This is a genomic window from Bacillus cereus (assembly GCF_002564555.1).
GTDB classification, from domain to species: Bacteria; Bacillota; Bacilli; order Bacillales; family Bacillaceae_G; genus Bacillus_A; species Bacillus_A cereus_K.
In genome coordinates, this window is sequence record NZ_NUVD01000024.1 from 194,551 (window position 1) to 219,710 (window position 25,160).

Below are 25,160 nucleotides of genomic sequence, written 5' to 3' on the forward strand. Positions count from 1 at the left end.
ATGAAATATAAAATTCATTGGTTGTATAAAACGAAGCGTAGTTTGCAGACGGAATTAACAACAGATTATATGAGTATTGAAGAAGTGCTTCAATTTGCAGAGGATTTCGAGAAAACAGGAAGAGTGAAAGACCTTTTATTTTACGATGAAATGGATGCAGAATGGTCATTAAAGGAAATGAAAAAACTGAGTAAACAAGTGGAGGAAGAGCTTCAAGAAATATATGTTTACTTTGATGGTGGTTATGACCTTCAGACGAAAGAAGCTGGAGTAGGTATATGTGTGTATTATAAAAAGGGAAATAAGAACTACCGAATTCGCCGTAATGCATATATAGAAGGTATATATGATAATAATGAAGCTGAATATGCATCATTATTATACGGGATGAATATACTCGAGGAATTAGGAATTAAGTATGAAGCAGTTACACTGCGCGGAGATTCCCAAGTTGTGCTGCAGCAATTGGATGGAGAGTGGCCTTGCTATGATGAACATTTAAATCATTACTTAGATCAAATTGAACAAAAGGCGAAACAAATGAAATTAAAACTTGTATGTGAACCAATATCTAGAAAACAAAATAAAGAAGCGCATCAATTAGCAACGCAAGCACTAGAAGGGACGGTCATTGATAGTCATAAAGAAATAACCGAATAGAGAGGTGCGAAGATGGATAAAAAGCAACTCATTACAGAGGTAAATGACTTATTAGAAACGTATTGTGAAGGATGTTTCTTGCGAGAACATAATCGAAAGACAAATAGTAAATATTATGCTCATTCGTTTTGTATCAGGCAATGTACAGTTGGAGAAACGTTGAAAAAATATGGAGACCAGTTGTCATAAAAAACATCCAGAGAAAATTCTCTGGATATTTTTTAGTGCTTCGCTTCGTTTAATTGATGCTCGCACTTACTTAATTTCTTTTCCTCATTCATTAGAAATGGCTCATCTAAATCTGTTGCTACAGATTTCATAATTTCAAGTTGAGAGCGAGCTGCTTCTACAGCAGTAGTAGCGTGCTCTAATGTGTCTGGATCCATTGAAATTGTTGCAGAACCTACCATTTTTTGTGCCGTTTCTACACGGAATTTTACTTCTTCAAAATCATTTACTTCTGATCCCATTAATAATTCCTCCTTTGTATAGTGCGCATTTCACATAGTTTTTGCTCTGTAAAACGGAAATATACAAAGGAATAAACAAAGGAGGTTACCAAGTAAGGTAACCTCCTGTCATATGTTGGATTAAAGTTTTACTACGTTAGCAGCTTGAGGTCCGCGGTTTCCTTCAGTAATGTCGAAAGATACTTCTTGACCTTCTTCTAAAGCTTTGTAGCCGTCGCCTTGAATAGCTGAGAAGTGTACGAATACATCTTCAGCGCCTTCCATTTCGATAAATCCAAAACCTTTTTCGTTGTTAAACCATTTTACTTTTCCTTGCATGTTACAATTCCTCCTAAAATACGATTGCTTTTTTCATTTAGTGAAATTCTTCTAAAAAGATAATATAAACTAAAAATGCTATAATCTTGAATATTCTGCTAAATGATTAATTTAAATATACACGAATTGGTAGAATTTAGTCAAGTGAGTGGTTTAAAATTTTTGTATTTTTAAACAATTTTCCGGTCGAATTTTGAAAAAGGTATAGGACAGGCTGAGTATGTAATATTCTTAATTGAATGCTATACATAATGAGGTGAAAGGATGAATGAGTCTTACTTATTAGATAATGAAGGAATGAAAAATAGAGGCGACATACCGAATTGGGTTGCAAAAGAATTTAATAATTTTTCGAATGTCGTGCTAGAACCCACCTTTCCGTGTTATTTTGGTTTGACAGCTTTAAAAAAGAATGAGCTGCGTTATTCATTTCTTTCTCATAATGATTGGAGTCATTTGCCGAATACAATGTTATCTTTCTTAGAGCTAATGAAAGAGCGACCAATTGTAAGAAGAGGTTTCTTTCTTTTTGTAGAACCTGAACGTGAAGAGCAGCCACTCGAATATTATCGTAATTATTTTTGGAAAGTACTTCAGTATTTACATGAAAAAGATGATCAAACATGGCCGCAGCAAATCCCAAAAGATCCAGATCATTATTTATGGGAATTTTCATTTGGCGGTGAACCAATATTTGCATTTGGGAATGCACCGGCTTATAAACAGAGAAAGACTAGGCATTTAGGGAATTCTCTCGTTATTGGATTTCAGCCACGTACCATTTTCGATGGATTAGAGGGAGACCGTCCTAAAGGAGCATATTCAAGGCAAATGGTTCGTGAGCGAGTTGAAAAATGGGATCAGCTGCCGAAGCATCCTAACATTAGTCATTATGGTGATCCTGACCATCGGGAATGGAAGCAATATTTTATTGGAGACGATATTGAGCCAATGAAAGGGAAGTGTCCATTTCTTCATAAAATAGAAAAATAAAAGCCATCATCTAGATGGCTTTTATGCATGTTTTGGATAAAAATGGGCATTTTACTAATGAATATTTCTTATAAAAGCTAGTCTATTTTTAAAAATCACATCATTACTTAATAGTAAAGGGAATAGAAAGGATAGAGCGATGTTTGGAGCAATTATACAGCAAATCGTATTAGGTATTTCATTAGCTGCGCCGGTAGGTCCGATTAATATTGAAATGTTAAAACGAGGGATAGAACGCGGTTTTTGGCATGCGTGGGTTGTTGGAATTGGTGGAATGACTGCCGACATTTTGTTTATGCTTCTCATTTATTTCGGTTTATCTTCTGTGTTTATGTATACATATGTACAAGCTTTTATGTATTGCACGGGGTTTTTCTTGTTATTTCATTTAGGGTTTCAAAGTGTAAAACAAGGAATTTCTCACTCGAATATGGAATATAAAAAAGGAGAGGTAGGGGGACTTAAACAATCCTTTATGGCAGGGTTTTTAATTGCCATATCCAATCCATTAAATCTTGTTTTTTGGTTTGGTATATACGGAAGTACCCTTAGCTCGTTGCTTACGAAGGTAACGAAACAAGAAGCTTTTTTGTACAGTCTTTGCATTATCGTTGGTATTATTTTGTGGAATTTAAATATTGCTTTTTCTGTTCATTTTGGACGAACTTTATTAAAACCAAAAGCACTTGGCTACATAACAGCCGGAGCAGGTATTATTTTAGTAGGATATTCTATCCATTTTGCATACAAAGCTTTACAGTTGTTCACATAAGATTGAAGGGGAGATTTTTATGTATCGAACCACTATTGACGGAAAAGAAATTATTATCACGTTAGCACCAAAAATTCGAAAAGAAATTACTGATAGGAATCCATTATATGGGGCAGTATTTCATAATGCAGCAAGGTTGCTGCAAACGAAGCAACCGACGTTTGCGATAAATCATGAATTATTTGGGCTCATTATTGGAGAAGTACAAAGGGGCGAAGTAACAGTATTTGCAGTGGAACATATTATTCCGAAGCAAAATATATTTGGGCCGAACAATTTTTTCTCGACAATAGAGCAGCAGGCAAATTTGTAAAATGAATAGAATAAGAATAAAATAGAAGAGAAATAGTCGTAACGATATGTTGCGGCTGTTTTTTTGAAAAGGGGGAAGAAAGATGAAGAGAGTGGGGAAAGAGTTCTTTTTGCAACATGATATCGTTATTATGTATAGTATCCTATTAATTTTTATCATTATTTTAAAAATGCAATTTTTCACATGGATTGGTATGTTGGCGTGTGTGTTTGGGATTGTTTTTTATACGCTTAACGAATATATGACACATCGTTTTTTATTCCATTTAAAGCCGCCTAAAAATGTATTTTTATTAAAAATGTTAAGAAGGTTACATTATGATCATCACGTATATCCAGATGATTTAAAACTTTTATTTTTGCCTGTATGGTTTAGTATACCTAGCTTTACTATTTATTTACTTATAGCATATGGTATTACAAAAAGTGTTACTGTTACACTTTCATTTGGAATCGGAATGATTATCATGCTCCTCGTTTATGAATGGAAACATTATATTGCACATAAGCCGATTCGCCCTGTCACTAAGTTTGGGAGATGGTTAAAAAAGCAGCATATATTACACCATTATAAAAATGAAAAATTTTGGTTTGGTGTTTCAAATCCAGTATTCGACTTTATATTTGGAACGCTTAAAGATGGGAAAGACGTTGAATTAAGCCAAACAGCTCGTAATTTAGAAAAGGAGAAAAAGACGGAAGTAGTGCGATAAGCACTACTTCTATTTTTAATGAGGAAAAGATTTATCGAGCTTCACTTCATGCGGCTATTTGCGTGAACTGGGCTATTAATCCGTGTGGAGTGTACAAAATCTCTACGGAATCAAGTTGCACTTTATGTTGAAAAAGTATATTAAAAACTTAAGAGAAAATGCCGAAAAATGTCTAGCGAAAAATCTTTGCAGGAATGTATGGATTGTCTAAAATGGAGATAAGTTTCTGAATATTTATAAAATTTAGTCTTTTGGTGTGCAAGGGGGAGTTGTATTTCAAGTACAGAGAGGGGATTATAGAATGAAACGAGATGATACATCAGCACGTAAGTTACAAAATGAAGTGAATTATACAGAGGTTGTTCAGTCGGAAGAATTTCAATTGCTATTAAATACGAAAAAGAAGTTTATCGTTCCGATGAGTATTTTCTTTTTAAGTTTTTTTATTACACTACCTATCTTAACATCGTATTCAAAGGTGCTCAATACACCAGCGTTTGGTGATGTTACTTGGGCGTGGGTATTTGCTTTTGCGCAATTTATAATGACATGGGCATTTTGTATGATTTATAGCAAAAAAGCTGAATCTTTTGATGAAATCTCGCAAAAAATTTTACAAGATATGCAAAAAGTGAGGGGCTGAACTTGAATACGACTGCTTTTGCACTATTTTTAATTATCGTCCTTGGTACACTCGTCATCACCTATTTTGCATCGAAAAAAACGAAAAATGCGAGTGAATTTTATACGGCTGGAGGGGGATTAACAGGTTGGCAGAATGGTCTAGCCATTGCTGGGGATTATATGTCTGCTGCGTCATTTCTTGGTATCGCAGGAGCAATAGCGTTAACTGGATTTGATGGATTCTTTTATAGTATTGGCTTTTTAGTTGCTTATTTAGTGGTACTATATCTCGTTGCAGAACCGCTTAGAAATTTAGGGAAATACACGCTTGCTGATATGATTGCCGCGCGTTTTGATGCAAAAAAAGTTCGTGGTATTGCCGCGCTTAATACGATGACGATTTCAATTTTTTATATGATTGCACAATTAGTTGGTGCAGGTGCACTTATTAAACTGTTATTAGGCATAGAATATACGACATCTGTATTAATCGTGGGTACACTTATGACAGTGTATGTTATTTTTGGTGGTATGACTGCTACGAGCTGGGTACAAATTGTTAAAGCTGTACTACTTATGGCTGGTACATTTATTATTTCTGTTATCGTTTTCTCAAAATTTAATTTCAGTGTGACTGAAATGTTCGCTCAAATGAAAACAGCTACTCCATTAAAAGATTCGTTTTTAAATCCGGGAGTAAAGTATAAAGATGGTCTCGATACACTTTCTTTAAATTTAGGACTAGTACTTGGTACAGCGGGATTACCGCATATTCTTGTCCGCTTTTTTACAGTACGTGATGCAAAAACGGCACGTCAATCTGTTGTATATGCGACATGGTTAATTGGTGCATTTTATATTATGACAATTTTTCTAGGGTTTGGAGCAGCGGCGTTTGTAGGAAATGAGGCAATTATTAAAGCGAACCCGGCTGGTAATATGGCAGCACCTTTATTAGCTAAAGCGTTAGGTGGAGATTTCTTATTTGCTTTCGTATCAGCAATTGCCTTTGCTACAATTTTAGCTGTAGTAGCAGGACTTGTGTTAACGGCAGCATCAGCATTTGCACATGATTTTTATAATGAGATTATACGTAAAGGAAAGTCTACGGAAAAAGAGCAAGTATCTATGGCTCGTTATGCGTCTATTGGAGTAGCGGTATTATCTATTATACTAGCGTTATTTGCTCAAACATTGAATGTAGCATTTTTAGTTTCACTAGCATTTGCAGTTGCAGCGAGTGCAAACCTACCAGTTATATTATTTACAATTTATTGGAAACGCTTTAATACAACGGGTGCTATTTCTGGTATGGTTGTTGGGCTCGTATCAGCAATTGTTCTTGTGGCGCTAAGTCCAAATGTTTGGAATCCAGTAGCTGGGAAAGCTATTTTTGTTGGAGAAGCATTATTCCCCTATACGACACCTGGCATTATTTCGATTCCGCTTGGTTTCCTAGCAGCATACTTGGGAACAGTTTTTTCTAGTAAGAAAGAAGATGCAGCGAAGTTTGATGAAATTCTTGTGAAATCTAATACTGGTCATGGTATTAGCGATGTATCTTCACATTAAAAAAAGAGGAGCTTTTCGATATATAAGAAAAGCTCCTTTTTCTTTTGGTATTTTATTATAAATATTACTTTATTTTGGGTAGGATTTGTCTTTGTTTTGTGGAATGAAAATAGCAGGGAGAAATTTAAATCATCATGGCACCAGCGCAGCTTTTGTGAAAATAAGTTGTTATGGAAGGTGGAAGAGATGATGAAAACAAAACAAACAGATGAATTATTAGCAAAAGATGAGCAATATGTTTGGCATGGAATGCGTCCCTTTAGTCCAAGTAATACAATGGTAGGGGCAAAAGCGGAAGGATGCTGGGTGGAAGATATACAAGGGAAAAGGTACTTAGATGGTATGAGTGGCCTTTGGTGTGTGAATAGTGGGTATGGAAGAAAAGAGCTTGCTGATGCAGCTTATGAGCAATTGCAAACATTATCTTACTTTCCGATGTCACAATCACATGAGCCGGCTATAAAGCTTGCTGAAAAGTTAAATGAATGGCTTGGCGGGGAGTATGTTATTTTCTTCTCTAATAGTGGTTCAGAAGCGAATGAAACAGCTTTTAAAATAGCAAGGCAATATTATGCTCAAAAAGGGGAACCACATCGTTATAAATTTATGTCACGTTACCGTGGGTATCATGGAAATACAATGGCAACGATGGCGGCAACTGGACAAGCGCAGCGCAGATATCAATATGAGCCTTTTGCTTCAGGATTCTTACATGTAACACCGCCAGATTGTTACCGTATGCCAGAGATTGAGGGACAAAATATTTATGATGTAGAGTGTGTAAAAGAAGTTGATCGTGTTATGACATGGGAATTAAGTGAAACTATTGCAGCTTTTATTATGGAACCAATTATTACAGGCGGAGGTATATTAATGCCGCCACAAGACTATATGAAAGCTGTTCATGAAACGTGTCAAAAACACGGGGCATTACTTATTAGTGATGAAGTAATTTGCGGTTTTGGTCGCACAGGAAAAGCGTTTGGATTTATGAATTATGATGTAAAGCCAGATATTATTACAATGGCAAAAGGGATTACGAGTGCATACTTACCATTATCAGCAACCGCCGTGAAAAAAGAAATATATGAAGCATTTAAAGGAACGGGAGAATATGAATTCTTCCGTCATATAAATACATTTGGTGGGAATCCAGCAGCTTGTGCATTGGCACTTAAAAATTTAGAAATTATGGAAAATGAAAATTTAATTGAACGCTCTGCACAAATGGGTTCACTTTTATTAAATCAATTAAAAGAAGAAATTGGAGAACATCCGCTTGTTGGGAATATTAGAGGGAAAGGGCTATTAGTTGGAATTGAACTAGTAAATGATAAAGAGACGAAAGAGCCAATTGATAACGATAAAATCGCAAGTGTTGTAAATGCTTGTAAAGAAAAAGGTTTAATTATAGGGCGAAACGGTATGACAACAGCAGGATATAATAACGTTTTAACATTAGCACCACCGCTTGTTATATCAAGTGAAGAAATTGCTTTTGTTGTTGGAACGGTGAAGACGGCGATGGAGCGTATTTAATAAAATAAAAGAACAAAAGCGAGCTGTAATATAAGGCTCGCTTTTGTTTATTACGTGAAATAGGGTAGTTTTTTAAAGGGAGGGGATATGAATGGAGAAATATGATCTTAGTCAACATTATCACATCGGATATTATGAAGATGGATATGATTTAGAAGTGACGGCGTACAAAAGAATAAATGAACCAGTTTGGGATGCTTATATCCCGCACTATGAGGCAGACGATTTTTATAAGAATGTGGAGGAAATGAGGCTAGGTGAATATATAGATGATTACGGCATTAAGGTGTATTCATTTCGTGATGATATTGATGATGAAGAAGCACGAACTATTTTTGAAAAGTGGCTGAAAAAGAATGAGATTGTTTAAAGATAAAGCCAAAAAAGGAGATTGCTATCTTATAAAGTAGCAATCTCCTTTTAATATATAAATTATTTACTTGCTTTCATTGCTTTATCTTTAGCACCAAAAGTGTATTTTAACATTGGTGGTGTAATCATTGTAGTTAAAATAACGACGATAACGATTGCTGTAAAGTAATCTTGTGCTAATAATCCAGAAGAAAGACCTGTTCCTGCGATGATAAGTGCAACTTCACCACGGGAAACCATACCAGCACCGATTATTGCAGAAGACTTTGCATCAAATCCAGTGATTCGTGCACCGAATCCACAACCGATGAGTTTCGTTAATACAGCGATAACTGTTAATGCTAAGATGAACCAAACTTGATCACCAATACCGTCAAATGTAATATTCATACCGATACTAACGAAGAATATTGGTACGAACATAGCATAAGCGATTGGTTCTACTTTCTTTTCTACTTCATGTTTGTAGTTTGTTTGAGAAATAGCGATACCAGCTGCGAAAGCACCGATAATACCAGCAATTCCTAATAGCTCGCCGAAATATGCGAATGAGAAACAGATGATAAGTGCTGCGCTAACGATAGACTCTGATACGCGTAGTGGTGATAACCAACGCATAATCGCTGGAACACCTTTCCATCCGATTAAAATAATAGAAGCGAAGAATACTACTTTCTTCAAGATAACCATTGTTAAGTTAACATCATCTGTACCTAAGAAGCTCATTGCGAATGCTAATAAAATAACAACAAGAATGTCGTCGAATACAGCTGCTCCAAGCATTGTTGTACTCTCACGTGTTTTCATCTTACCTAAATCGCGAAGTGTTTGAACGGAAATACTAACACTTGTTGCACATAGAAGTAATCCTAAAAATACAGCGTTCCCTTGTTCCATTCCCATAACAAGGCCGGAAACGTAACCACCTACGAATGGAAGAACGATACCTCCGAGTGCAACTGCTAAAGAAGAATTACGATTTGCATTTAATTCTTCTAAGTCTGTTTCAAGTCCTGCCATAAACATTAAAAGAATAACCCCGACATTACTTAATTGCGTTAGAAGCTCTGAATTTTCAATCCAACCTAATACAGCTGGGCCGATAACGATACCTACGATTAATTTACCTAGTACAGAAGGTTGACCTAATCTAACACTAAGATCACCAGCAAGCTTTGTACTTAATAAAATAAGTGCAATTTGAAAGAAAAATTCGAATTCCATCTGATCCTCTCCTCATCATTTTTATTTTTATCATACGATTTCTCGGAATTTGCCTAATGAAAATATGTAAAACCCATTAAACAAAGGGTCTGATTACGAGTTCTTTTGAACTTGTAATTTGAACCTGTAATTAATATATAATATATTTTATGAAAAATCAATGAAAAAATAGCAGATTTTCATGGCTAGGATTCGTTTTATGTATGAAGAGAATCACTATATAATAAGAAGAAATAAGACTATCTTTTAATGAATTGGAGAAGGAATTATGTTATTAAATAAACGTTTTACAATTGGAGAAATGGCGAAAATGCATAATATAGCGGAATCGACTTTACGTTATTATGATGAGAAAGGAATTTTTCATCCATCCATTGTGGATCCACAAACGAATTATCGTTATTACACAATCGATCAGTTTTCACTATTAGATATGATTAAATTTTTACGGCAGCTAAATATTCCGTTAAAGGAAATTAAGAAATATATTGATGAACGAAATCCAGCCTATGCACTCAATTTACTTGGGAAGCAACAAGAGATGATGTTGAAGAGGCAAAGAGAAATTGAGTATGCTTTAGCAAAAATGGAACATAGGATTCATTTAATTAAGGAAGCAACGAAATCGAAAACAGATCGAATTGTTATGAAAAAAATACCGAAGAGAAAAATAACAGCGATTGCGGTTGCACCGAATACAACCGATGATATGTTTGAATATTATATCCACTCGTTGCAAAAAAACATGAAGCAAATTGATGATAGTGTATTTTCAGGGGATATCGGTGTAACAATTTCAAAAAATGCATTAATGCAAAATGAATTTCAAGCATATAGCAGTGTTTTTATTCTTTTGGATTATATGCCTTATCAAGTACATAATTCAGATGAAATTAAAGCGGGTATATATGCGTGTGCTTATCACTATGGACCATATGAAGAAACAGAAATAACATATCAGGAGTTATTCAAACATATTGACAAAGAAGGATACGAAGTAAATGGAGATTCAATTGAGATTGGATTAATTGATTGGTCTGTAACAGAAAATCCAGAGGAGCAAGTAACAGAAATTCAAATTCCTGTAGTGAAAAAATAAGGTGAAGCCCCTTGGATTGATTACAGATTTACACCTATTGATATAATTCAGTTACCTATTTTTTAATTCTCTATTGACCTTCAAGTTACTTGAAGGTTTAAACTGTGAACAGAGCGTTGAGAAAAAGGAGCATATTAGTATGGAAGCAACAGAAAAGTTAAGAGAAAAACCAATTAAAAGTTTATTTATTTCATATTTAATACCAGCAGTTCTCGGCATGGTATTAATGTCAGTAAATGTCATGATTGATGCGATCATGATTAGTAGAGGAGTTGGAGCGAACGGTTTAGCAGGAGTAAACGTGGCTATTCCAGCGTTTTCAATTTTCTTTTCCATTTCATTATGGATTGGAATGGGCGGAGCAACTCTATATTCCATTGCACTAGGCGAAAAAAAATTAGAAAGAGCAAGATTTATTTTTACTCAATCTATGACAGTGGCAGTTATTATCGTAGGTGTGTTAGCGGCTATTTGCTTATGGAGAATAGAAGATTTAGCATATCTGTTCGGTGCCAATGAAGTGATTTTGCCATATGCGTTAGACTATTTACACGTACTATTAACATTTGGAATGATATACGTGTTAGAAAATATTTTAAGTACATTTATACGTAACGATGGAAATCCTAATTTAGCAATGGCAGGTCTTGTCGTAACAGCTGTATTGAACATTATCTTTGATTATATCTTTATTTTTATCTTTGAATGGGGGGTAACAGGTGCTGCGTCAGCGACTATTCTTTCAGCAGCAATTGGTTTCCTTGTATTATTAACTCATTTCTTTAGAAAGAGTAGTGTTTTAAAGTGGACGAAATTCCATTTTGAATGGGATACGGTTAAACAAATTATGGTGATTGGTTTCCCAAGTTTTACAACTGAAATCACAGTAGCGATTGTAACAGTTGGTTTTAATATCGCTTTTGTTCAATATGCAGGAGAATTAGGTGTCGCTTCTTATGCAATGGTCAATAGTATTCATACAATGACATTACTATTATTCTTCGGTGTTGGAGCCGCATTGCAACCTATTGCTAGTTTCCATTATGGTGCAAATTTACCAGAAAGATTGCGTGAAGGATTGCGGTTAGCTGTAAAAATTGCAGTTGTACTCGGAGGCGTAGCAATTGTTGTCGGTTTATTCTTCGGGAAATATATAATTGGCTTATTTGATGTACAATCTCCAGAATTATTGGAGCTAACGTTAACAGGTATTAGTTTATTCTTTATCCAATATGTATTTTTAGGCTATAACATTGTGTATGGAGAGTATTTCCAATCAGTGCGACAAACGACAAAATCAGTTCTTATTATTTTGAGCCGTGGTTTACTATTTATTATTCCGTTGTTATGGATTATGCCGAAATTATTTGGTGTAAATGGAATTTGGCTCGTTATGCCAGTAGCGGAACTATTGACAGCAATCATTGTATTTACGATGAATCGCATGAAGCATCCTGTTCCAATACGAATGGCAAGTGAGAAAGAAGCCGTATAATGAAAAAATCCCCTTATATTTTAAGGGGATTTTTTATTCTTTTAAACTAATAGCAAAAGATCCATCTGTCTCTTGAACAGAGGCAAATGCAATGTTTTTAATATTTGTGATTCCTTTTTCTTTTAATTCTTTATATAACCATTTTTCATCTTTATGGATTAACTTTAAGTTGTCGTATTGAATTTGCGAATCGACGATAAGGGCGATTGGTAATCCAGCATATGTAACATCAATATTCAAATCTTTTGGAGTTAATGGCACAAGTTCTCTTTTTGGTAAAATACTAATGGCTCCATTCGCTTCTAATATCGCATACTCAATTTCATGAACGCTTGGATATCCTGCGACACGAAGGTTAGAAAGTAACTCAGCAATCGGATATCTACTTTTTTGTAAGTTCTCAAAAATAATATCACCATGTTTAATCAAAATAATAGGATGTCCAAGAATAAAACGATTTAGTTTGTTGAGTAGACTTAATTTTGTAAGAAGCAAATGCAAGCATGTAATAACGATCATACCGATAAATGCTTGTAAAGTACCAGCGACTGGTATGGCCTGAAAAGCTAAGTAAGATAAAAAGATAATAGCCCCAAAATCATGAGGAGTTAGTTGTGCTAACGCGGATTTACCAAGTAGCTTAAGTGATAGTAAAAATAAGATAAAAAAGAACGATACATTAAATAAAAAGAGAAGCAATAGGGACACTCCTTCGTGCGAAGTTGTACTTACTATTCCCAAAAGTAATGTAAATATTACTTTTAAAGGATAAATTAGGTTGAAATGGAATTTGTCTGTATACAAACAAATAAATGGATATTATCATGAAGGAAGTAAAGAAAATAGGAGTATATGGATATGAGAAAGAAGAAAATAATTAAGTATATTTTAGTTATTATAATGATTTGTGCCGTATATGTGGGATTTTTACAATATAACATTTATAAACATGGGCATATGAATGCGACCTACGATGCTGATTATATAATCGTACTAGGCTCGAAAGTAAATGGAACGAAACCATCGTACTCACTGCAATATCGTATTGATAAAGCAGCTGAGTATTTAAAATCACATGAGAAAACAATCGCTATCGTGTCTGGAGGAAAAGGGAAAGGAGAAGATATTTCGGAAGCATTAGCAATGAAAAACGGGTTAATGGAACAAAATGTTGCAGAAGACCGAATTATAATAGAAGACAAGTCGACGAGCACAGATGAAAATATTAAATTCTCAAAACCGTTAATTCCAGCCAATATGAAAAAAGGAATGATCGTAACAAACGATTTCCATATGTTTAGAGCGAAAAAAATTGCAGAAAAACAAGGACTACAATTAGACGGTCTTTCAGCAAAAACACCAAAACCAATTATTATTCCATCGAATGTAAGAGAGTATTTAGCGATTACACAATATTGGTTGATGAATCGAATATAGTAAAAAAAGAATCCCACCTATCACATCAGGTGGGATTCTTTTTAGTAAGGGAAATCTTACAAATCTGTCATCTTAATGAAAGGTAAAGCGATAGTTCCGAAAGTGAAATCCTGACATAATGAAGGTAACAAAAAACATTAGAGGTGATTCGGATGAAAGGAAATAATATTTTATCTGCGTTCTGTTACTTTAGTATCTTTTTCGCGCCATTTTTACTACCAATTATCGTTTACTTTGTTGCGGAAGATGAAGTGAAATATCATGCGAAAAAAGCATTTTGGTCACATGTTTTCCCTTACGCAATCTTATTTGGCGGATTAGCAGTGTCAGGGGTATACGGTTTAAGCTTCAATCAATCTGAAGGTGTTGGAATTGGCATGTTTATCACATATGCAGTGTTCATTCTTGTAGGAATTTATTACTTCATTTGGAATATCGTAAAAGGGGTTAAAGTTTTAAAAACGACGTAACAAAAATTGTGTAACAGGCAATAATATTGTACGGATTTTTCGGTAGTTTCCAGTAAGGCGATATAATTTCATTCACCGTATTAATAGATACTTTAAAAGGAGCAATTCACAAAGAATTGCTCTTTTTGTGCTTATAAGTTGTGAATAATGAAAAAGATATGTTAATTTTTCATTATGAAGAGAAAAAAGGAGTGATTTTCATGAATGAGATAATACATACAATGGAGCAACACGTTTCAGTTCGTAAATATAAAGAAGAACCCATTTCAAAAGATGTAGTAGAAAGAATGGTGCAAGCTGCACAACATGCGGCTTCCTCACATTTTGTGCAGGCTTATTCTGTTATATATGTAACAAATCAGGAACTAAAGGCTAAACTAGCAGAACTATCTGGAAATCGTCACGTGAAAGACTGCGCGGCATTCTTTGTTTGTTGTGCAGATTTAAAACGCCTTGAAATTGCATGTGAAAAACATGGTACAGAGATAAAACATGAAGGAGTGGAAGACTTTATTGTTGCAACGGTAGATGTTTCACTTTTTGCGCAAAACTTAGCGTTAGCAGCAGAATCATTAGGGTACGGTATTTGTTATATTGGCGGAATTCGTAATAACCCGAAAGAAGTGAGTGAATTGCTTCATTTACCGGATAAAGTATATCCTGTATTCGGAATGACAGTTGGCGTACCAGATGAAGAACATGGAGTTAAACCGCGGTTACCAGTAGCAGCAATCCTTCATGAAAATGGATATGATGAAAAGAAATATGATGAAGTATTAAACGAATACGATGAAACGATGAGCGAGTATTATAAAGAAAGATCATCAAATCAAAAAAACGTAACATGGACGAAATCAATGAGCTCATTTATGGCCAAAGAGAAGAGAATGCATATGAAAGAGTTTTTGAGTGAGAAAGGATTAAATAAGAAATGAGTAAAAGGACAAACCTGAGATGTGGGTTTGTCCTTTTTTAGAGGAGAAATGTTATTTTCCTCTTAATTCTTTCCACATATTCTGAAGGGCTTCCAATATAATGGCTACATCCCTTTTTGAATATTAGTAATACTTACTTACAAATTAAAATCTTTAATTTTATTTAATTATTATTTATAAGTATACTTAACGTAATAATATTTTGAATATTCTTAAAAGTTATTGTTCAACCACTTCCATATGAATAAAGGGGGGAATCATTTAATGGGTTATAATTTAGACGAAAATCTGAAAAGAAGTGCAAGTAAGTTCCCAGACAGTATCGCTTATATCTATAGAGATAAAAGTGTTACTTATAGAGAACTAAATCAGCAGGTAGATCAATTGGCTGCTGGTTTGTCTGCCCGAGGAATTGGGAAGGGAGATGGGGTGGCTCTTTTATTAGGAAATAGCCCTGAATTTCTCATTACGTATTACGGCATTTTACGATTAGGTGCATTTGTTGTTCCGATGAATCCTTTGTATACGAAAGAGGAAATGAACTACATTTTAGACGATAGCCAAGTTAAAGGGGTTATTGCTCATGTATCTGTAGAACCGAAGTTATCAGAAGTAAAGGAACAATTGAAAAATCTAGTGCTAGTTATTTATACAGATGCCGAGGATCAGGAATGTACATGGGAGCATCTGATGGAAACAAACAATAATGTTTGGCTAAGCCCTTTCATTGATCAGGAAGACCTTGCAGTCATTTTATACACATCAGGAACAACAGGGAAACCAAAGGGTGCGATGTTATCACATCGGAATTTGGCTTCGAATGCAGATGCCATTTCAGAATTAATTGAGCTTCATGGTAAAGATTGTGTAGTAGCTGTTCTACCAATGTTTCATGTTTTTTGTATGACTATTTGTCTGAATGCACCAATTGCTTGCGGGGCAACTGTCCTGATCCTACCTAAATTCAGCCCTCTTGATGTAATCAATACCATTCGAGAAAAAAAGGCAACAGTGTTTGCTGGAGTTCCTACGATGTATAATTTTATCTTGCAATTGCCTGAATCCAAGGAGGAAGATTTCTTATCCGTTCGCTTGTGTATCTCAGGAGGTGCCTCGATTCCGGTCGAGCTGCTACAAAAATTTGAAAACAAATATAATGTTTTTATTTTGGAAGGGTATGGTCTTTCAGAAACTGCTCCTCTTGTCGCTATTAATCCTTTAAAGGGAACCCGCAAACCAGGCTCTATCGGCCTAAATATACCAGGCCTCAAGAGCAAAATTGTCAATGAGGACGGAAAGGAATTGCCCAGAGGAGAAGTCGGAGAATTAGTAGTTCAAGGGCCAAACGTAATGAATGGATACTTGAGGATGCCGGAAGCTACATCAGCGGTCTTAATAGATGGATGGTTTTACACTGATGATCTAGCGACAATGGATGAAGAAGGATACATCTACATCGTGGATCGCAAGAAGGACATGATTATTGTTGGTGGATACAATGTATATCCTCGTGAAGTGGAGGAAGTTCTGTATCAACATCCTGCTGTTATAGAGGCGGCCGTAATCGGAGTTTCAGATGGAGAATACGAAGAAAAAGTAAAAGCTTATGTCGTAGTCAATGATGAACGAATCACCATGAATGACATTATCCGATTTTGTCAGGATAAGCTGGTTAAGTACAAGCTTCCTAGCCAAGTGGAATTTTCTAAAGGGTTACCTAAGAACTCAACAGGGAAAATTTTGCGCAGAGAGTTAAGACAATTGATTGAAGTTAAGTAAGAAACTAACTAACCATATTATTGAAGGAGGAATATTTATGTCGCTCATTTTAAAGGAAAAAGTTCAAGGACCAGTAGCGTGGAAAGGTATTGATCTAGCTAAAGATGATTCGTGGGTTTATTATTTGTCTGAGAAAACAATAGCATCTATTGAAAGCGCTTTATTTCTTATTAAACAAAAGGGTTTAAAAGCACCTAATTTTAACAAGGAAGACTTCCAGATTCCGGATCTCTCTGACGAAATTGCATACTTTGTGGAAGAATTAGAGAATGGGAGGGGGTTTCTATTAATTCGTGGATTGCCAATGGAAAGGTATACGGATGAAGAAGTGAGCACTATTTATTGGGGGCTCGGACTTCACATGGGCATTCCGGTATCGCAAAACGCAAATGGTGACCTCTTAGGGCACGTCATTGATCAAGGTCTGAGTTTAGAAAATTCAAATGTACGCGGTTACCAAACGAAATTGCATCTGCCTTTTCACGCGGATGGATCTGATGTCGTCGGATTATTAAGTCTTCGAAAAGGGAAATCTGGGGGGTTCAGTAGTATCATAAGTTCAATGGCTGTTTATAATGAAATTCTTGAGAAGTACCCAGAGTATCTGGGAATTCTCTGTCGTCCATTCAACTTTGATCGACGTGGTGAGGAGTCGCCAGGTGAATCACCAGTATTTACATCACCAATTTTTAGTTACTATGATGGTAAATTGAGCTGCAGATATGTCCGTACATTTATTGAATCAGCACAAGCGAAAACGGGTATCCATTTGTCAAAAGTTGAAATTGAAGCTTTAGACATACTGGATTCCATCCTTCATGATGAAAATATGCATTATAATATGATGCTGGAAGAAGGTGATATGCAATTCGTTAATAATTATACAGTTCTTCACTCACGTACTCAATATGAAGACTATGAAGAACAGGAACGAAAACGCCATTTATTAAGATTATGGCTCACGATGCCAAATGGCCGAGAAATTGCAAATGATTTCGCGATGTTTATTGATGAGAAAACAGGTAAAGCCGGTCGCGGCGGTATTCCAGTCCGTGGAAAAACATCTGGTGGTATTGTAGAAAACTTAAAGTAATTGAGTTTAAATCCGAAAGATTGACCTTTATAAACCAATTCATTAGAACACCAATTGATTCATGTAATGGGGAACGCCTTTTCAGATGGTAGGAAAAGGTTTTCCCTTGATGGTAAAAATAGGGGGGATTTATACGTTGAGCACTCCAAAGTATTCTTGGATTATATTATTATTTCTAGTTGCTTCAGGTATGATCAATCAAGTTGATAAAATTGTTATTGGTTTGGTTTCCGTTCCCCTTATGAAAGAATTACATTTAAGCCCTTCACAATGGGGATTGGTGGGAAGTTCTTTCTTTTGGTTCTTTACTTTTTCTTCTATTATTCTTGGTGGTATGGCCGATTCTAAAAATACGAAAAAAATGTTAACTTGGATGTCACTTACATGGTTGATTGTTCAATTTCTTACACCTTTTGTTTCCACTCTGTCTCTATTAGTCTTTACAAGAATGATCTTGGGAGCAGGCGAGGGTCCAGCACCTGCTCTATCAACGGCAATAATGGGGAAATGGTTTCCGAAACACAGACATGGTATAGGCTTTGGGGCAGTTCTGTTAGGAACAACAGGCGGAGCAGCTATTGCTTCACCATTATTAATCTCTTTAATCGATCAATATGGATGGAGATCTGCTTTTATAGCCATGGGAGCTGTTGGGCTTATTGTGCTAGTTTTATGGGTCATTTTCGGTAAAGAAAGTCCACAAGAAATTGGATTGCCCTCATTTCATCAAGAGGAGCAGCATTCATCAACCCTTTCTAAGGTTTCTTGGCGTCAGTTTCTTCCGCATCTTTTATCTAAAAATTTTGTTTTTACTGTTTTATGTGGAGGTTGTGCTTATTGGTTATTGTCCGTTCAAGCAATATGGTTTCCAGTGTATTTTACTAAAGTTCAACACTTTAATGGTCAAACATTAAAGTTAGCCGTGTCATTACCTTTTCTTTTCGCCGCCATTAGCCAAATCGGATTTTCCATGCTATCAGACCGGATTTATCGCAAAACTGGGGATATTCGTAAAGCGCGAATAAATCTTGCCGGTTCCATGATGGTGCTATCTGCTCTTTGTGTATATCTAGCAAATGTTGTGAATTCTTCTGCTGTATCCATCCTGTTCTTCACCCTTGCTCCAGGTTTTGCGTATGTCATTCTTTCACTCGCACCCGCAATATTTATGGATTTTTTTTCTCCTAAAAACATCGGAAAAGCACAAGGAACGTTCATTGCTCTTGCAAGCTCAACAAGTATTATTGCTCCACTCGTATTCGGGTATTTCATCCAATATGCAGCGACTGAGGCAATGGGATATCATTATGGATTTCAAGTAACTGCTTTTGGGATGTTCATTATCGGATTATTGTTTTGGATCGTTGTACGTCCCGCAAAGCAAGGCAACAGAAAAATAAAAGCAGAGGAGCAAGTGATTATTTAAAAGATATACAGCAAGTAAGGGCACAGTAATAACTTCAAAGAAGAATCGTCGTAGTTAGTGAATATATCAAATTGAGGTAAGGGGACCATAACTATGTTGAGGGATTATGTGGTCAATGAATCTATTACTTAATTTTTTGAAAGGGGTGTTTGTGTGATTGGATGACGGTATATATTCATGAAACTCACTTATAAAAAAAACTGAATATTCAGTCTTCTTTATGATGTAAGTGTTATCGATGTTTCGGGAGATAGCGAGAGGTCAGGGGTAAGGATCGATTAAGGAACTTCTCTTTTCTTCATTGTTAATGCAAAAAAAATCAGTCATCTTAAGTAGGGAAATAACTAAATTAATAAAGGAGGATTATTTATGTCGATCATTTTAAAGGGAAAAATTCAAGGACGTTCAGTGTGGAAGGGTATTGAACTAGCTAAAGATGATTCATGGATTTATTATTTGTCCGAAAGAATGATTGCTGCACTTGAGAAGGCTGTATTACATGTTCAGCGTAAGGGATTAAAAGCACCTGAGTTTGGAAAAGAAGATTTCCAGATTTCGGATCTTGCTGACGAGATCACTTACTTTGTTGACGAGCTGGAAAATGGTAGAGGATTCCTATTGATTCGTGGATTGCCAATGGAACGTTATACTGATGAAGAAGCAAGTATCATTTACTGGGGGCTCGGACTTTACCTAGGTATTCCAATCATTCAAAGTAAAAAAGGTGACCTTTTAGGGCATATCAAAGATGTAGGTCTCGACTTTAAAAATACTAGTGTACGTGGTTACCAAACGAATGTACACCTTCCTTATCACACAGACCTCGCTGATGTAGTTGGCTTACTGTGCCTTCGCAAAGCGAAATCTGGTGGTCTAAGTAGTATCGCAAGTTCTATGGCTATTTATAATGAAATTCTTGAGAAGTATCCAGAATTTCTTGGAATTCTTTATCGCCCATTCTTCCATGATCTTCGCGGGGAAGAAGTACAAGGTTCATCTCCAGTAGTTTCATCACCAATCTTTAGTTATTACAATGGTAAATTAAGCTGCAGATGGATACGAAATTATATCGAATCTGCACAAACGAAAACAGATGTTTCTTTGACGAAATTAGAAATCGAAGCATTTGATTTACTAGATTCCCTTACTCATGATAAGAACATGCATATTGATATGATGATGGAACCAGGTGATATGCAATTTGTTAATAATTATACAGTTATGCATTCACGCACAGTATTTGAAGATTATGAAGAAGATGACCGCAAACGTCATTTATTAAGATTGTGGCTTATGATGCCAAATGGTAGAAAAATTGCCCCAGATTTCGAGTTTTATATCGGAGGAGTACCTGTAAATAGATAAAGTGAAGCTTCTTATCAGTAGGGGCTTCATCCCCTGCTGATGGAAAGCTCATTACTGCCAGTTAATGCGGAATAAACAGCTAGTGAGAAGTAAAATCGTCATTTTTTCTTATATTAAGTTGTATGGTGATTTTATTCATCGAAATAAGGTGAATAAAATCACCATTGTATGTTTTTCGATGATGAAGTGAATGTGAAGGTTTCAGGACAGGAAGAAAGATTTAGGAGATATTCGGGTTAGTTTGAAAATAAATTGAAGTGAGGATGATGTTTCTTGGTAAATTTAGATCCGCAAGCAGAAAAGTTTTTACAAGCATGTAATCAGATGCCACCTATTCATACGATGGATCCTAAAGCAGTAAGAGATATGCTTTCCAATGCACCACGCCCTGCTGTAAAATTAGATCTGGTTTCAAAGGTAGAAAATTTAATGATACCGGTAAGTCAAGAGGAAGAAATCAAATGTAGGGTATACATACCGGAGGGGCAAGGTCCCTTCCCAATATTTATTTATTACCATGGTGGAGGATGGGTTCTAGGAGACATTGACGTGGTGGATGCAAGTTGCCGAATGATCGCAAATAGAACAGCTAGTATTGTCGTATCTGTAAACTATCGTCTCGCTCCAGAGTATAAGTTCCCTACTCCAGTTGAAGACGCATATGCGGCATTGGAATGGTTTTATGAAAAAGGGTCCTCCTTTAACGGAGATGTTACTAGATTGGCAGTAGGGGGGGATAGCGTGGGTGGAAATCTAGCAACAGTAGTTACTATGATGGCGAGAGACCGAAAAGGCCCTGACATCACTGCACAGGTTTTAATTTATCCTGCGACAAATCTTGAATTTAATACGGAATCCCACCAAATATTTGCGAAAGGATTTGGGTTAGATCGTGAACAGCTGGTTTGGTTCCGTGATCATTATTTAAGGAATGATGAGGATAGGTATAATGAATACGCTTCTCCTTTGGGTGCTGAAGATCTAAGTGGTCTCCCGCCAGCAATCGTAATCACCGCAGAAAATGATGTACTTCGGGATGAAGGAATGGCTTATGCTGAACGTCTGAAAAAATTTGGTGTGCAGGTTGAATATGCATGTGAACCTGGTATGATCCACGGCTTTTTTGCACACATGGCTATTTTCTCTAAGAACATTGAATCAACAGTTTCTAAGATTGACAAGTTCTTGAATACTGCTAAATATACAATAGGGATAGATTGAAATCGAAAAAGTTATAAAAAACGAGCCCCCGCTTTTAGCGAGGCTCGTTTTTAAATACACTATTATTGGTAAACTAAGATATAGTTACAATATCTAATCCTAGCTTTTTAGTAAAAAACGGTATCTCCAATTCCACCGGTTACCGAAATGACATCGCCAGTAATAGATGCTGCCAAAGGTGAAGCCAAGAAGGTAATGACATTAGCAATTTCTTCTACTGTAATCAGGCGGCCGATTGCATTGAGTGCTGCCATCTGACGCAAAGCATCTTCGTTAGTGACTCGATTTCTAAACATTTCAGTATCGACAATCCCTGGATAAACAGCATTGACGTTAATTCCATGCTTTCCTAACTCCAATGATGCAGATTTTGTTAAATGGACAACAGATGCATTACGTGGACCGGAACTAAAATAATTACCGCCAATTCTAGCAGCTAGACCACTTATACTTATAATACGTCCCCAATTATTTTCAATCATATAGGGAGCTACAGCTCGGATACAACGAAAATAGCCCATATACTTTTCTTCAAAATCTTTCAAAATAAGTTCATCTTTAATACTATTAAAATCTTCTGGCTCAAAGCCGCCAACACGTGCTCCACTGTTGACTAAAATATCGATGCCTCCCATTGCTGCTGCTGATTTTTCAACTAAATTTAGAATAGAATCAGGGTCAGTAGTATCTGCCACAATCGGATAGATATTTCTTTTTGTTTCTTGGGCTAATTCCTCTGCCGCAATTTTTAGTGAGGATTCATTTCTTGAACAAATCGTACAATCTACACCTTCCAGAGCCAACTGGCGGGCAGTAGCTTTACCAATCCCACGGCTTCCTCCAACAATAAGTGCTTTTTTTCCAGATAACTTTAAGTCCATATTTTAACCCCCTGTTTTGATTTAATTGTAAAAGAACAAACTTAGAAAAAAATCCCTTTAATATTGAATCATTTCTATTTTAAATTCTACAGATAAATTATAATTAAATAAAATTAAAGATTTTAATTTGTAAGTAAGTATTACTAATGTAAATAATGGAAGTTGGAACGATACCTTACTCTGTAAAATGTATCGATCTTGTACGAGTGAATAGGCTCTTCAAGGGGAGGAGCACACTCCTATTATCGTTTATCCCGCTATTTGTGTCCATCTCAAGGTTGAGAGAAGCGAAGAAGATAGGTAGAGAGTTGTGTTTTGTGATTTCAACAATATATTGTAATTGTTTACTGCCTATAACTGTATCCCTTTTGAATATTAGCGATATTTACTTACATATTAAAACTTTTAATTTTATTTATCTGAAAATTATGAATATAATCTAGATAACAATCCATGCGGTTGTATCGGTTGTTATTTAAAGCACTCTTGCGTAGGCGGAGAAGGAGGACAGCATTTAAGAAGTTATAATTTATTTGACAAAGAATTTGAGAAGGGAGATGAAGTTGATCTTTTATTAGGAAACAATCTATAAAAATATGATAACGCTTTCGCCATTAGGGAGGCTTGCAGTGATTTTATACACATTATGAAGAACCAGAACGTAAACGTCATTTACTAAGATCATGGCTCACGATGCCAAACGGCCGAGAAGTTGCACGTGATTTTGCGATGTTTATAGATGAGAAGACAGGTAAAGCAGGTCGCGGTGGTATTGTAGAAAACTTAAGGTAAGGGGAGATTGTTATATTGAACACCCCAAAATATTCTTGGATTATATTATTATTTCTAGTTGCTTCAGGTATGATCAACCAAGTTGATAAAATTATCATTGGTTTGGTTTCCATTCCAGTAATGAAAGAGTTACATTTAAGTCCTTCGCAATGGGGATTGGTGGGAAGTTCTTTCTTTTGGTTCTTCACTTTTTCCTCTATCATTCTTGGGGGCATGGCCGATTCCAAAAACACGAAAAAAATGTTGACTTGGATGTCACTGGTATGGTTGATTGTTCAATTTATTACACCTTTTGTTTCTAGTCTATCTCTGCTAGTCTTTACAAGAATGATCTTGGGAGCAGGTGAAGGTGCAGCCCCTGCTCTATCGACGGCTATAGTTGGGAAATGGTTCCCAAAACATAGACATGGTATAGGCTTTGGTGCTGTTCTCTGTGGAGCAACAATTGGTCCTGCAATTGCTACACCATTATTAATCTCCTTGATCAATCAATATGGATGGAGATCTGCTTTTCTAGTCATGGGGATTGTTGGACTGATTGTATTAGTTTTATGGATCATTTTCGGCAAAGACAGTCCACAAGAAATCGGGTTGCCTTCTTTTCATCAAGAGGAGCAGCATTCATCAATCCTCTCCAAGGTTTCTTGGCGTCAGTTTCTTCCGCATCTTTTATCTAAAAATTTTGTTTTTATTATTTTGTGTGGAGGTTGTGCCTATTGGCTATTGTCCGTTCAAGCTATATGGTTTCCGGCATACTTTACCAAAGTTCAACATTTTGATAATCAAACATTAAAATTAGCTGTGTCGTTACCTTTTCTTTTCGCTGCCATTAGTCAAATTGGCTTTTCTATGCTATCAGACCGGATTTATCGCAAAACTGGGGACATTCGTAAAGCACGAATAAATGTTGCCGGTTCCACCATGGTCCTATCTGCTCTTTGTGTATATATAGCAAATGCCGTGAATTCAAGTGCTATATCCATTTTGTTTTTCACCCTTGCTCCAGGTTTTGCGTATGTTATTCTTTCACTTGCCCCTGCAATATTGATGGATTTTTTTTCTCCAAAAAACATCGGAAAAGCACAAGGAGTCTACGTGGCTCTTGCAAGCTCAACAAGTATTATTGCTCCGCTTGTATTCGGGTATTTCATCCAGTATGCAGCGACTGAGGAAATGGGATATGGTTATGGATTTCAAGTAACTGCTTTGTGTATGTTCGTTATCGGATTATTGTTTTGGATCGTTGTACGTCCCGCGAATCAAAGTCACACAACAATAAAAGCAGAGGAGCAAATAAGTATTTAAAAATTAATGATGGATCGAGGAGGGAAAGAAAGGAGTAAATATGAAAAGGAGGTTGCATAAATGGATTGTTGTGTACATTGTCATGAAGAATTAGCCATTATGGAGCGGAATCGCAGTGAGTGCTGGAATTGTCAAGAGAAGATGTCCGAGACTTACTCTGATGATTATATTGAAGTAGAAGATGAAGTAAAATAGGTTGTACGACAGAATTTAGAGCTTCACAGGTAGCAAAAAAAGCAAAGTATCTTCTGAGTGAACCAACCCAAAAGAAATATTTAAGTGCTTACGAATCA

27 protein-coding genes are annotated in these 25,160 nt (G+C 36.0%); 22 read left to right on the forward strand and 5 right to left on the reverse strand.

Going from position 1 to position 25,160, the window contains the following annotated elements; genetic code table 11:
• The gene (locus tag COI75_RS15520) at positions 1-660 is read left to right on the forward strand and encodes a ribonuclease H family protein (protein ID WP_098380380.1); all 660 of its coding nucleotides are present in this window, start codon (positions 1-3) and stop codon (positions 658-660) included.
• Positions 661-672: 12 nt separating this feature from the next.
• Complete coding sequence (locus COI75_RS15525) at positions 673-849, forward strand: zinc-finger domain-containing protein (RefSeq protein ID WP_002023738.1); 177 nt, start codon at positions 673-675, stop codon at positions 847-849.
• 32 nt (positions 850-881) lie between these two features.
• On the opposite strand, the gene COI75_RS15530 is transcribed toward COI75_RS15525, so the two are convergent.
• Positions 882-1,130: a DUF2564 family protein gene (locus COI75_RS15530; RefSeq protein WP_000534394.1), complete on the reverse strand. Its 249-nt coding sequence runs from the start codon at positions 1,128-1,130 to the stop codon at positions 882-884.
• Positions 1,131-1,250: 120 nt separating this feature from the next.
• Positions 1,251-1,448: a cold shock-like protein CspB gene (gene cspB / locus COI75_RS15535; protein WP_001161734.1), complete on the reverse strand. Its 198-nt coding sequence runs from the start codon at positions 1,446-1,448 to the stop codon at positions 1,251-1,253.
• A 264-nt stretch (positions 1,449-1,712) separates the two neighbouring features.
• Between cspB and COI75_RS15540 the strand changes: the two genes are divergently transcribed.
• The 8 genes from COI75_RS15540 (at position 1,713) to COI75_RS15575 (ending at position 8,343) form a co-directional block, all read left to right on the forward strand.
• Positions 1,713-2,441 carry a YqcI/YcgG family protein gene (locus tag COI75_RS15540; RefSeq protein WP_001005929.1) on the forward strand — a complete coding sequence of 243 codons (729 nt, stop codon included), beginning with the start codon at positions 1,713-1,715 and terminating at the stop codon, positions 2,439-2,441.
• Positions 2,442-2,580: 139 nt separating this feature from the next.
• Complete coding sequence (locus tag COI75_RS15545) at positions 2,581-3,213, forward strand: LysE family transporter (RefSeq protein WP_000466559.1); 633 nt, start codon at positions 2,581-2,583, stop codon at positions 3,211-3,213.
• 19 nt (positions 3,214-3,232) lie between these two features.
• Complete coding sequence (locus tag COI75_RS15550; RefSeq protein WP_098380381.1) at positions 3,233-3,526, forward strand: cytoplasmic protein; 294 nt, start codon at positions 3,233-3,235, stop codon at positions 3,524-3,526.
• A gap of 82 nt (positions 3,527-3,608) precedes the next feature.
• Positions 3,609-4,238, forward strand: a complete 630-nt coding sequence (locus tag COI75_RS15555; protein ID WP_000832161.1) for a sterol desaturase family protein — start codon at positions 3,609-3,611, stop codon at positions 4,236-4,238.
• Between the two features lie 301 nt (positions 4,239-4,539).
• Entirely contained in the window at positions 4,540-4,881 is a 342-nt protein-coding gene (locus COI75_RS15560; protein WP_098380382.1) for a DUF485 domain-containing protein, read from the forward strand.
• A gap of 2 nt (positions 4,882-4,883) precedes the next feature.
• Positions 4,884-6,434 (forward strand): solute symporter family protein, encoded by a 1,551-nt coding sequence (locus COI75_RS15565; protein WP_001098230.1) that lies wholly within the window; start codon positions 4,884-4,886, stop codon positions 6,432-6,434.
• Between the two features lie 189 nt (positions 6,435-6,623).
• On the forward strand, positions 6,624-7,973 hold the full coding sequence (locus COI75_RS15570; protein WP_000850987.1) for an aspartate aminotransferase family protein: 1,350 nt from the start codon (positions 6,624-6,626) through the stop codon (positions 7,971-7,973).
• Positions 7,974-8,064: 91 nt separating this feature from the next.
• Positions 8,065-8,343 carry a DUF3986 family protein gene (locus COI75_RS15575; protein WP_000417065.1) on the forward strand — a complete coding sequence of 93 codons (279 nt, stop codon included), beginning with the start codon at positions 8,065-8,067 and terminating at the stop codon, positions 8,341-8,343.
• Positions 8,344-8,405: 62 nt separating this feature from the next.
• Here COI75_RS15575 and COI75_RS15580 read toward each other — a convergent pair whose 3' ends face one another.
• The gene (locus COI75_RS15580; RefSeq protein WP_000393906.1) at positions 8,406-9,569 is read right to left on the reverse strand and encodes a cation:proton antiporter; all 1,164 of its coding nucleotides are present in this window, start codon (positions 9,567-9,569) and stop codon (positions 8,406-8,408) included.
• 268 nt (positions 9,570-9,837) lie between these two features.
• On the opposite strand from COI75_RS15580, the gene COI75_RS15585 reads away from it, so the two are divergent.
• Entirely contained in the window at positions 9,838-10,668 is an 831-nt protein-coding gene (locus COI75_RS15585) for a MerR family transcriptional regulator (protein ID WP_000925908.1), read from the forward strand.
• A gap of 139 nt (positions 10,669-10,807) precedes the next feature.
• Positions 10,808-12,163, forward strand: coding sequence for an MATE family efflux transporter (locus tag COI75_RS15590; RefSeq protein WP_000388403.1), 1,356 nt, complete (start codon positions 10,808-10,810; stop codon positions 12,161-12,163).
• 33 nt (positions 12,164-12,196) lie between these two features.
• Here COI75_RS15590 and COI75_RS15595 read toward each other — a convergent pair whose 3' ends face one another.
• Positions 12,197-12,862, reverse strand: a complete 666-nt coding sequence (locus COI75_RS15595) for a DUF421 domain-containing protein (protein ID WP_098380383.1) — start codon at positions 12,860-12,862, stop codon at positions 12,197-12,199.
• 159 nt (positions 12,863-13,021) lie between these two features.
• On the opposite strand from COI75_RS15595, the gene COI75_RS15600 reads away from it, so the two are divergent.
• The 8 genes from COI75_RS15600 to COI75_RS15635 all read left to right on the forward strand — a co-directional run bounded on the left by COI75_RS15600 (position 13,022) and on the right by COI75_RS15635 (position 21,889).
• Entirely contained in the window at positions 13,022-13,600 is a 579-nt protein-coding gene (locus COI75_RS15600) for a YdcF family protein (protein ID WP_001227667.1), read from the forward strand.
• Positions 13,601-13,752: 152 nt separating this feature from the next.
• On the forward strand, positions 13,753-14,070 hold the full coding sequence (locus COI75_RS15605; RefSeq protein WP_000678030.1) for a DUF4870 domain-containing protein: 318 nt from the start codon (positions 13,753-13,755) through the stop codon (positions 14,068-14,070).
• Between the two features lie 200 nt (positions 14,071-14,270).
• Complete coding sequence (gene nfsA / locus COI75_RS15610; RefSeq protein ID WP_098380384.1) at positions 14,271-15,005, forward strand: oxygen-insensitive NADPH nitroreductase; 735 nt, start codon at positions 14,271-14,273, stop codon at positions 15,003-15,005.
• Between the two features lie 264 nt (positions 15,006-15,269).
• Positions 15,270-16,784 (forward strand): long-chain-fatty-acid--CoA ligase, encoded by a 1,515-nt coding sequence (locus COI75_RS15615; protein ID WP_098380385.1) that lies wholly within the window; start codon positions 15,270-15,272, stop codon positions 16,782-16,784.
• A 37-nt stretch (positions 16,785-16,821) separates the two neighbouring features.
• Positions 16,822-17,877, forward strand: a complete 1,056-nt coding sequence (locus COI75_RS15620) for a TauD/TfdA family dioxygenase (protein WP_000052705.1) — start codon at positions 16,822-16,824, stop codon at positions 17,875-17,877.
• A 136-nt stretch (positions 17,878-18,013) separates the two neighbouring features.
• The gene (locus tag COI75_RS15625) at positions 18,014-19,303 is read left to right on the forward strand and encodes an MFS transporter (protein WP_240523862.1); all 1,290 of its coding nucleotides are present in this window, start codon (positions 18,014-18,016) and stop codon (positions 19,301-19,303) included.
• 369 nt (positions 19,304-19,672) lie between these two features.
• Positions 19,673-20,668, forward strand: coding sequence for a TauD/TfdA family dioxygenase (locus tag COI75_RS15630; protein ID WP_000022516.1), 996 nt, complete (start codon positions 19,673-19,675; stop codon positions 20,666-20,668).
• Positions 20,669-20,941: 273 nt separating this feature from the next.
• Positions 20,942-21,889, forward strand: coding sequence for an alpha/beta hydrolase (locus COI75_RS15635; RefSeq protein WP_000247627.1), 948 nt, complete (start codon positions 20,942-20,944; stop codon positions 21,887-21,889).
• Positions 21,890-21,996: 107 nt separating this feature from the next.
• On the opposite strand, the gene COI75_RS15640 is transcribed toward COI75_RS15635, so the two are convergent.
• Positions 21,997-22,770 carry an SDR family NAD(P)-dependent oxidoreductase gene (locus COI75_RS15640; RefSeq protein WP_000364490.1) on the reverse strand — a complete coding sequence of 258 codons (774 nt, stop codon included), beginning with the start codon at positions 22,768-22,770 and terminating at the stop codon, positions 21,997-21,999.
• A gap of 807 nt (positions 22,771-23,577) precedes the next feature.
• Between COI75_RS15640 and COI75_RS15645 the strand changes: the two genes are divergently transcribed.
• Together COI75_RS15645 and COI75_RS27330 are read left to right on the forward strand one after the other, a co-directional pair.
• Positions 23,578-24,867, forward strand: a complete 1,290-nt coding sequence (locus COI75_RS15645; protein ID WP_001095820.1) for an MFS transporter — start codon at positions 23,578-23,580, stop codon at positions 24,865-24,867.
• Positions 24,868-24,927: 60 nt separating this feature from the next.
• Positions 24,928-25,062: a hypothetical protein gene (locus tag COI75_RS27330; protein WP_000340375.1), complete on the forward strand. Its 135-nt coding sequence runs from the start codon at positions 24,928-24,930 to the stop codon at positions 25,060-25,062.
• Positions 25,063-25,160: the final 98 nt, after the last annotated feature.

Bases quoted from the DNA above. Each gene is read 5' to 3' on its own strand.
- COI75_RS15555 (WP_000832161.1), top strand. From the start codon at position 3,609: ATGAAGAGAGTGGGGAAAGAGTTCTTTTTGCAACATGATATCGTTATT.
- COI75_RS15585 (WP_000925908.1), top strand. From the start codon at position 9,838: ATGTTATTAAATAAACGTTTTACAATTGGAGAAATGGCGAAAATGCAT.
- COI75_RS15525 (WP_002023738.1), top strand. From the start codon at position 673: ATGGATAAAAAGCAACTCATTACAGAGGTAAATGACTTATTAGAAACG.
- COI75_RS15520 (WP_098380380.1), top strand. From the start codon at position 1: ATGAAATATAAAATTCATTGGTTGTATAAAACGAAGCGTAGTTTGCAG.
- COI75_RS15605 (WP_000678030.1), top strand. From the start codon at position 13,753: ATGAAAGGAAATAATATTTTATCTGCGTTCTGTTACTTTAGTATCTTT.
- COI75_RS15615 (WP_098380385.1), top strand. From the start codon at position 15,270: ATGGGTTATAATTTAGACGAAAATCTGAAAAGAAGTGCAAGTAAGTTC.
- COI75_RS15630 (WP_000022516.1), top strand. From the start codon at position 19,673: ATGTCGATCATTTTAAAGGGAAAAATTCAAGGACGTTCAGTGTGGAAG.
- COI75_RS15550 (WP_098380381.1), top strand. From the start codon at position 3,233: ATGTATCGAACCACTATTGACGGAAAAGAAATTATTATCACGTTAGCA.
- COI75_RS15590 (WP_000388403.1), top strand. From the start codon at position 10,808: ATGGAAGCAACAGAAAAGTTAAGAGAAAAACCAATTAAAAGTTTATTT.
- nfsA (WP_098380384.1), top strand. From the start codon at position 14,271: ATGAATGAGATAATACATACAATGGAGCAACACGTTTCAGTTCGTAAA.
- COI75_RS15600 (WP_001227667.1), top strand. From the start codon at position 13,022: ATGAGAAAGAAGAAAATAATTAAGTATATTTTAGTTATTATAATGATT.
- COI75_RS15530 (WP_000534394.1), bottom strand. From the start codon at position 1,130: ATGGGATCAGAAGTAAATGATTTTGAAGAAGTAAAATTCCGTGTAGAA.
- COI75_RS15540 (WP_001005929.1), top strand. From the start codon at position 1,713: ATGAATGAGTCTTACTTATTAGATAATGAAGGAATGAAAAATAGAGGC.
- COI75_RS15560 (WP_098380382.1), top strand. From the start codon at position 4,540: ATGAAACGAGATGATACATCAGCACGTAAGTTACAAAATGAAGTGAAT.
- COI75_RS15575 (WP_000417065.1), top strand. From the start codon at position 8,065: ATGGAGAAATATGATCTTAGTCAACATTATCACATCGGATATTATGAA.
- COI75_RS15545 (WP_000466559.1), top strand. From the start codon at position 2,581: ATGTTTGGAGCAATTATACAGCAAATCGTATTAGGTATTTCATTAGCT.
- COI75_RS15620 (WP_000052705.1), top strand. From the start codon at position 16,822: ATGTCGCTCATTTTAAAGGAAAAAGTTCAAGGACCAGTAGCGTGGAAA.
- COI75_RS27330 (WP_000340375.1), top strand. From the start codon at position 24,928: ATGGATTGTTGTGTACATTGTCATGAAGAATTAGCCATTATGGAGCGG.
- COI75_RS15580 (WP_000393906.1), bottom strand. From the start codon at position 9,569: ATGGAATTCGAATTTTTCTTTCAAATTGCACTTATTTTATTAAGTACA.
- COI75_RS15570 (WP_000850987.1), top strand. From the start codon at position 6,624: ATGAAAACAAAACAAACAGATGAATTATTAGCAAAAGATGAGCAATAT.
- cspB (WP_001161734.1), bottom strand. From the start codon at position 1,448: ATGCAAGGAAAAGTAAAATGGTTTAACAACGAAAAAGGTTTTGGATTT.
- COI75_RS15640 (WP_000364490.1), bottom strand. From the start codon at position 22,770: ATGGACTTAAAGTTATCTGGAAAAAAAGCACTTATTGTTGGAGGAAGC.